The sequence below is a fragment of the Thermodesulfobacteriota bacterium genome, assembly GCA_034189135.1.
Lineage (GTDB): Bacteria > Desulfobacterota > Desulfobacteria > Desulfobacterales > JAUWMJ01 > JAUWMJ01.
Genome location: JAXHVO010000102.1, coordinates 1 through 8,327 on the forward strand (window position 1 = coordinate 1; position 8,327 = coordinate 8,327).

General features: G+C 44.4%; 7 protein-coding genes. 5 read left to right on the top strand and 2 right to left on the bottom strand.

The features are described 5' to 3' along the window. Window positions 1-223: 223 nt before the first annotated feature. The 3 genes from SWH54_14960 (at window position 224) to SWH54_14970 (ending at window position 3,586) form a co-directional block, all read left to right on the top strand. Complete coding sequence (locus SWH54_14960; protein MDY6792559.1) at window positions 224-1,378, top strand: acyl-CoA dehydrogenase family protein; 1,155 nt, start codon at window positions 224-226, stop codon at window positions 1,376-1,378. Window positions 1,379-1,393: 15 nt separating this feature from the next. Beyond that, on the top strand, window positions 1,394-1,696 hold the full coding sequence (locus tag SWH54_14965) for a hypothetical protein (protein ID MDY6792560.1): 303 nt from the start codon (window positions 1,394-1,396) through the stop codon (window positions 1,694-1,696). A gap of 192 nt (window positions 1,697-1,888) precedes the next feature. Then, window positions 1,889-3,586, top strand: coding sequence for an AarF/ABC1/UbiB kinase family protein (locus SWH54_14970; protein ID MDY6792561.1), 1,698 nt, complete (start codon window positions 1,889-1,891; stop codon window positions 3,584-3,586). A gap of 104 nt (window positions 3,587-3,690) precedes the next feature. Here SWH54_14970 and sat read toward each other — a convergent pair whose 3' ends face one another. After that, the gene (sat, locus tag SWH54_14975) at window positions 3,691-4,962 is read right to left on the bottom strand and encodes a sulfate adenylyltransferase (protein ID MDY6792562.1); all 1,272 of its coding nucleotides are present in this window, start codon (window positions 4,960-4,962) and stop codon (window positions 3,691-3,693) included. 253 nt (window positions 4,963-5,215) lie between these two features. Between sat and SWH54_14980 the strand changes: the two genes are divergently transcribed. Next, window positions 5,216-5,719 carry a carboxypeptidase-like regulatory domain-containing protein gene (locus SWH54_14980; protein MDY6792563.1) on the top strand — a complete coding sequence of 168 codons (504 nt, stop codon included), beginning with the start codon at window positions 5,216-5,218 and terminating at the stop codon, window positions 5,717-5,719. A gap of 122 nt (window positions 5,720-5,841) precedes the next feature. Next, a complete protein-coding gene (locus SWH54_14985; protein MDY6792564.1) occupies window positions 5,842-7,791 on the top strand; it encodes an aldehyde ferredoxin oxidoreductase family protein in 1,950 nt (649 codons plus the stop codon). Between the two features lie 271 nt (window positions 7,792-8,062). Here the strand turns inward: SWH54_14985 and SWH54_14990 are convergent. Next, window positions 8,063-8,327, bottom strand: a 265-nt coding sequence (locus SWH54_14990; GenBank protein ID MDY6792565.1) for a hypothetical protein, incomplete at its 5' end; no start/stop codon positions are given.

An 8,327-nucleotide genomic window follows, 5' to 3' on the forward strand; every position in this document is an offset into this window, starting at 1 on the left:
ACTTTAAGACAAAAGTCTAGATATTTCTTATCATTTCAGCATGTTATAACATACTGTTTTCTTACGCAATTTAATCTAGCTCGGCTAAATCCTTAAAAAACCAAATGCGGTTACCCTGGGGAATATGGGGGCACCCCTTGCAATATGCATTTTCCTATGATAGCTGTATGGCTTATGTTAACAACGTCAATGTATAAAAATGAAAAAGAGTGGAGGAATAGGAATGGATTTTGAATTGAATAAAACACAACAGGATATTCAAAAAGCTGTCAGGGATTTCGTAAAGGGTGAATTCGACAAGGATCTTGCCATTGAATTAGCAAAAAACCATGAATTTCCGAGGAAAATTTGGCAAAAGGCCGGGGAAATCGGTCTCATTGGCGTGCACTTTCCGGAGGAGTATTCCGGACAGGGGCTTGGCAGCCTGGAGGATATCCTGGTGATTGAAGAGCTATGTCGAGGGGATTCAAGCATCGGAAGCGCAGTTGCCCTTTCCAGTTTTGCTTCCGAACTCATTGTTCATTACGGCAGTGATGAAATGAAGGAAAAATTTATCCCCCAGGTCGCAGAAGGAAAAATGCTTTCTGCCGGTGCGTTTACCGAGCCGGATCATGGCAGTGATATTACGTCTGTGGATACAACTGCAGTAAAAGATGGAGATGAATGGGTGGTTAACGGCGGAAAGACTTTTATCACCAATGGCGGACTGGCGGGATTTTACTCTGTGATGTGCCAGACCGATCCCGATGTCAAACCGTCTTACCGAGGTATCAGTTTGATCCTTGTCGAGGCGGATCGGGAGGGCTTATCGACTACGGATGTGGGAGACAAGATGGGAATCAGTACCATGTCCACCACGGAGGTGATATTAAAGGATGTTCGGGTGCCTCTGTCCAACCTGGTTGGTGAAGAAAACAAGGGATTTTATCACGTACTTCATTTTTTTGATGAAAGCAGGATACAGGTTGCAGCGCAGGCGCTTGGAATCGCCCAGGGAGCCTATGATCGGGCACTTGCTTACGTTAAGCAGCGTGAACAATTCGGCAAAAAAATCGCCCAGTTTCAGGTTACCCAGCATAAGCTTGCGGATATGATTACCAAAATAGAGCTTGCCAGGCTAATGACTTACAAGGCTGCTTGGAACTTTGACCAGGGCCGTATCGATCCCAAACTGACATCCATGGCAAAGATGTATGCGGCCCGCACTGCTGTGGAAGTTGCTGACGAGGCCATACAGCTTTTGGGTGGATATGGGTACATGGCGGAGTATGAAGTTGAACGGTTCTACCGGGATGCAAAAATTACCGAAATTTATGAAGGCACCAAGGAAATTCAGAAAAATACCATAGCCAGTTCGGTTATTGGTAAACTAAAATAGATTCTGGAGGCTATTATGCTTGATTTAATTAAAAAGACCATGCTTACCGGTATTGGCCTTGCACTTTTAGCAAAGGATGAAGTAGAAGGCTTAGCCAAAGAACTTGTTGATAAAGGTAAAATGTCGGAAAAAGACGGAAAAAAGTTTTTGGATGATCTTTCCAAACGATATGAGGAAGTCCAGGAAAAACTGGAAAACAGGGTGGAAAAGACCGTAAAGGAATTTCTTAAAAAAGCGGATATCGTAACGACTGATGATTTGAAGGCGTTAAAAAAGGAAATCAGAGAGCTTAAAAGTGCCGTTAGCAAGGATCAGTAGAAAAAACACAGCCATCCATTTTCCAAAAGTCTCAAATTGATGATTTAAAACTCATATTTTGCACCCTTTAGTTTGGCCTAAGCCGCAGGCGATAAGGGATAACCATAAATTTTTACCCCTTACCGTTTTAAAGGTGACTAAAATTAGGGGTGCGAAACTTGAGTTAAAATCTTAAACCAGCAAACCGTGCCTATGCTCAGTATAAAAAAAATAGGTGTGTTAGGGCGGACTTATCGCCATTTCAATCGCTATCGCCAGATACTGACCGTTCTTTTCAGATACGGCTATGGTGATCTTATAGACCGGCTGAAAATTGACCAGTACATTGAGATCGGGCTTCAAATGATCTCCAGGAAACGTCGTGAGCGTGTTGAAAAACTGACACGGGCGGAAAGAATCAGGATGGCTCTTGAAGAACTTGGGCCAACCTATGTTAAACTGGGCCAGATACTCTCCACCCGCCCCGATCTGGTGCCGGTTGATTTTATTGATGAATTTGCCAAGCTTCAGGATAAAGTTCCTCCATTTCCATTCAGTGAAGCCAAGCAGATTGTCCAGTCCGAACTTGGCTCTAAGCTTGAAGATATTTTTAACTCTTTTGATGAAGAACCTTTCGCTTCTGCTTCCATAGGACAGGTGCACCGGGCCAGGTTGAAAGATGGCGAAGAGGTGGCGGTTAAGGTTCAGCGTCCCGGAATAACGAAGGTTATAGAAGTCGATCTTGAAATAATGCTTCATCTTGCCACACTTATGGAACGCCATATAGAAGAGATGGTTTTGCAGCGTCCCATTAAAATCGTGGAGGAATATGCCAGAACTCTTGAAAAAGAGATCGACTACACCATTGAAGCGACCAGCATGCAGCGAGTTGCCATGCAATTTCTGGACGACCCGAATATTTATATTCCCAAAGTGTTTCGTGATAAGTCCACCGAACGTATCCTCACGGCCGAATTTATTGAAGGCATCAAGGTGTCTGAAATTGATCGGATCGAAGATGCCGGTCTTGACAGAAATATTATTACGGTTCGGGGAACTGAATTATCACTCAAGCAGGTTTTTGATTATGGATTTTTTCATGCGGATCCACATCCCGGCAATATTTTTGTCCTGGCCAACAATGTAATCTGTTTGATAGATTTTGGCATGATGGGCAGTGTGGATACCTTTACCAAAGAAAGATTTGTTGATCTGCTTGACAGCATTGTGAGAAAGGACGAATCAAAAGCAGCCCAGACGATTCTTAAACTGACCACCTGGGATACAGCGCCGGATGTTCGTTTTTTTGAAAAAGATGTTTCAGAGTTCATGATGCAGCATCTCTACAAGCCGTTAAAGGATATTAAAATCGGCAAACTGCTTCAAAATATGATAGAGTTGACTTCCAGGCACCGACTGACGATTCTGCCCGATCTTTTCCTTATGATGAAGGCGCTTACCACCGCCGAAGGCGTTGCTTTGATGCTCGATCCTGATTTCGACATGATCGGCCACACCAAACCTTTTATCAAACGGGCAATACTGGAAAGATTTACCGCCAAGAGGATTGCCGGAAACTTTTATAATCTGGCATCAGAGATTCTACAATTTATGCAGCAGTTCCCCAAAGACGCTCTTGAAATCACCCATTTGCTTAAAAATAAGAATCTGTCATTAAATTTAGAGCACCGTGGTCTTGAGACCATGCTTTCCACTTATGATCAGATAAGCAACCGGGTATCATTTTCTATCATCATTGCTGCCCTGATCATCGGGTCCGCTTTGATCGTTATCTCTGATGTTCCACCGCTTTTTTACGGAATATCCCTGATCGGCATCGTCGGATTTTTAACCGCCGCGATAATGGGAATGTGGCTTTTGATTGCAATACTGAGGAAAGGACGGCTGTGAGAGGAAAACCTTAGCAAAAAGGCACTTTTACCATGGTCTCGAAAGGGAGATGTCTTTGCGGCATCTCCCTTTTTTTTGCTTTGATTGTCACTATTGGAAAAAAGTTATTCGCCGGTGGCAGCCCCGTGAAGCTTGATTTCAACTTTTTCCGTAAGACCTTCATAGTACTCTCGAAGGATTGCCACCACTTCGTCACGGCCGAAATGATCCGGAAGTTCTTCGCCTTCGGAGAGCATCTTGCGCAGCATGGTCCCTGAAAGGAGAACTCGATCTTCTTTGCCATGGGGGCAGGTTCTCATTGAAGCCATGCCGTCACATTTGTAGCAGTAGAATGTCCAGTCAATCTTCAGCGGGGTACAGAGCAGGGCTTTGCCTCCCTCCGGTGTGGGGATTTTGTCAAAAATTGTCTGGGCTTCAAACATCCCGTAAAAATCTCCCACCCCTGCATGGTCTCGGCCGATGATCATGCGCGAGCAGCCGTAATTCTGGCGGAAAGTGGCATGAAGCAGACCTTCTCTGGGGCCGGCATAACGCATGTCAAGGGGGTATCCGCCCTGAACCACATTGTCTTCCACGAAATAATTCTTGACCAGAGTGTCGATACATTTTACCCGAACTTCGGCCGGGATATCCCCGGGCTTTAGATTTCCTACCAGGGAATGGATGTAAACCCCGTCACAGACCTCTACGGCGATTTTACAAAGATATTCGTGTGACCTGTGCATCGGGTTTCTGAGTTGGAGGGCAGCGACTTCGCTCCAGCCTTTTTCTTCAAATATCTTTCTGGATTCTTCCGGTCGCATATAGACGCCGGCATATTTTGTGGGATATTCACTTTCGGTGAGAACTTTTACCGGTCCGGCCAGATTGAACTCTTTTTGTCCCATGACCATTTGAACACCTGGATGATCGTCTTTGGCAATTTTCCAGAATTCTTCAGCCGTTGGAGTTCCTTCTCCCATAAAGACCTTTTCGCACTCAAATTTTTTGTCATCTTCGGTCATTTCGTATTTTTCGGTCACTTTCATGGTTGCCAGCATTTCTTCTTTTTCAGGGTCGTAGAGAGCTATTTCGTCCCCTTCGCTGATTGCGCCTGCATCCTCGGCTGAAACATCAAGGGTTACCGGGATGGGCCAGAAAGTTCCGTCGGCAAGGAGAAAGTCGCTACATACGCCTTTCCAGTCCGCCTTGGTCATAAATCCTGTAAGAGGGCTGAATCCGCCGATTCCCATCATGATCAGGTCGCCCTTTACCCGTGGGGATACCAAGATTCTTTTAAGGCCCTCAGCCTTTTTCTTCTCCGCTTCCAGTTCTGCGCCTTCCAGCAGGCAGCAGGTTAAGCCCTTTCCTCCATGAGGTGGAATTAAATTTGCCATCTGTACCAGTCTCCTTTCATTCAATGGTTTATTGGGTTAATCATATGTGCTTGGTCGTTTACCAGGACTGTTTTTTCCATTTTCTAAAAAGAAAACATGTAGTAAGGATGACGATGCTTGTCAAGGCAAATTCGGCTTTAAGCAATGGCATAAGTGCGCTTTAAAATGGAAATGATAATATTTTCTTGATTACCATGGACAATATTATTAAAGTCGACCGATTAAAAATCCAGATACGATTTATCCTATAAATATGAAAAAACGGCTGTGGATCCATATATTGGTAACCGGCATTATAATCATGCCGGTTTCCCTTTCTTTTGCCCAGGGAGGGAAAATTAGCGGCAGTCTTGGGCTCAAAACAAAGCAGGGAAACGTGGTACATGGTGATTGGATAAGGGTGTTGCTTGTGACCGAAAAATTTGAGGTTAACCAAGATAGCGAAGTTTCTGCTATGGATAAACATAAACAAATTGAATGTATCAGGAATGCCCATATTCATTTTTTTAAAAAAGTAAGAGAAAAGATGGAAAATCCGGCTTATATTGCCGCAAGCACTCTGACAACTCCCGACGGGGCTTTCAGGTTTGCTGATGTGAAAGCAGGACAATATTATTTAGTGGTTACCTTTCCGGCCATCATTAACGGCTGTAAAGTTGCCTGGCAGGTTCCGGCTATGGTGTGTCACGGGGAAACGACTTATATCGAGTTAAGCAATGACAATTTGGCACTGCCGACCTATTCTAGAAATAAGTAGCTTATAGGTAAAGACTTGTTTCAAATTTACTGTCAGCTGTGAGCTAATAGACTCAGACAGTTTCCTCATTTAAAGCGGAACATATTTTTGAAAATTACTATAGTGACTACAGGGAGAATTAAATGAACAGAGGATACATGGGCAAAGTTCTGTGGGTGGATTTAAGTTCAGGTAAAATTGAGGAAGAAACAATTGCTGACAGTGTGTATGAGAAATATCTGTCGGGTTTGGGCCTGGGTGCCTACCTGCTTTACAACCGCATGCCTGCAAATGCCGATCCGCTGGGGCCTAAAAATATACTTGGGTTTCTTTCCGGACTTTTAACCGCAACCGGAAGCCTTTTTACCGGCAGGTGGATGGTGGTGGGAAAATCTCCGCTTACAGGGGGGTGGGGTGATGCAAACTGCGGTGGAAACTTTTCACCGGCTATAAAAAGATGTGGATATGATGGCATTTTTTTTAAAGGGATCAGCAAAAAACCGGTTTATCTTTTTGTGGATAAAGGCAAAGCGGAAATAAAAGATGCCTCCGAATTTTGGGGAACGGATACGGTGGAAACGGAAAAAGCCTTGATCAAACAGGCAGATTGCAAAAAACCACGTGTGGCATGTATCGGTCCTGCAGGAGAAAAACTTTCCCTGATATCCGGTATTTCAAATGATCTGGGCAGGATGGCAGCTAGGTCCGGCTTGGGCGCAGTGATGGGATCAAAAAAATTAAAAGCAGTCGTGCTCGGTGGTGCCGGGCGTATTAAATCTTACCGCCCGGATAAGATAAAAAATTTAAGCAAAGCCTGCAACGCTTCGGTAAAAGATCAGTCGGAATTTATAAAAGGGATCATGTCGGCGCGTATCGGCACGCTGATGAGAGTCCTTCCAGCTCAGATGGCAATGAATAGCAAGATGTATATATCAATGCTTGCTAAGTGGGGCACAGTCAGCACGAACCAGATATCCATAGAGATAGGTGATTCCCCCATTAAAAACTGGAAAGGGAGCAATAAGGATTTCGGGACTAAAAAATCCGAACCGCTGAACCCGGATATATTTACCAAATGTGTGATTGTAAAATATCATTGTTATTCATGTCCGTTAGGCTGTGGCGGCATATGCTCCATTAAGGGTAAATACGCCGAAACGCATAAACCGGAGTATGAGACTGTGCTCGCCCTTGGTGGGCTGTGCATGAATAATGACCCGGACAGCATTTTTCACCTCAACGAGGTACTTAACAGGGCCGGTATGGATTCAATATCGGCTGGAGGAACAGTGGCTTTTGCCCTTGAATGTTATGAGAAAGGCATTATTACCAAACAAGATACAGACGGGCTTGAGCTTACCTGGGGAAATTCCGGTGCAATCGTGGCGCTGGTTGAAAAGATGGTCAAAAGAGAAGGCATCGGTGACCTTCTTGCCGACGGTTCCAAGATGGCCGCCCAAAAGATCGGAAAAAGTGCCATGCCATATGCCATCCAAGCCGGTGGGCAGGAGCTGGCCATGCACGATGGAAGAAATGATCCGGGCTTTGCGCTGCATAATTGCGTGGAACCGACACCGGGAAGACATACAATCGGTTCCCAGCTTTATTATGAAATGTTTCAGCTATGGAAAAAAATACGGACGCTTCCTGATGTAAAAATGATCTATTCCAAAAACAGCAAATATCTCCCTGACAGAAAAAAGGCTGTTGCCGGTGCTGCCTGCAGCAAATACATGAATGTGATGAATGGGGCCGGGTGTTGTCTGTTCGGGGCCTTTCTGGGAGCAAATGGCCTTCCCCTGTTCGACTGGCTTAACGCAGCCACCGGCTGGGAAAAAACGCCCGGTCAGTACATGGAAGTTGGAGAACGCATACAGACCTTAAGACAACTGTTTAATATAAAGCATGGTATCGAGCCCAAAGATTACCAGATGAGCGACAGGGCTCTGGGAAGGCCGCCGCTGAAAGAAGGCGCAAACAAGGGCAGGACTATCAATATTGAAAAGATGATGGAAGATTACTGGCAGCAGTTCGGCTGGAACACAAAAACAGGAAAACCGGAGGATGCATGTTTAAAGAGGCTTGGTATTTAACCTGGTAACGACATTTGTCGATAACCATAATGCGCCTTTTTAAACTTGTTTGTTTGGTATCACGTAAATGTTCCGGGTTACGAGTTATAGTGTTTGCCATAAATATATTCCGTTTTAAACGATAAAAAACTCGTATATAAGAGATCGTAAAGAAACAACAGACTAACTATATTATAATTTATTTTGCTATTAGAATGATTGTCGTAAAATAAGCATATTCTATTTTAGTTCTTTCTTAACGATCTCTAATACACTCAGACAGTTTCCTCATTTAAAACGGAGCATATTTATGGCAACTATTATACGTGTTGCGAGTTGTTAATCGAAACAATCCTTTTTTATAACCCGAAACGTTCAACTCGCAGCCCGTAACAATATCGCATGATACAAAAAGAAGCTGCTGTTGAAAATTGTGTATCGTAGCGCCAGGCGAAGTCTGGAGCGTTGGAATAGGTGGCGAAAGAGCCACATTTGAAATTCGCTGAAGGAGTCTAATGGGTTCAAAACCCATCCGGTAAGGGCTGTCACCCAACCGG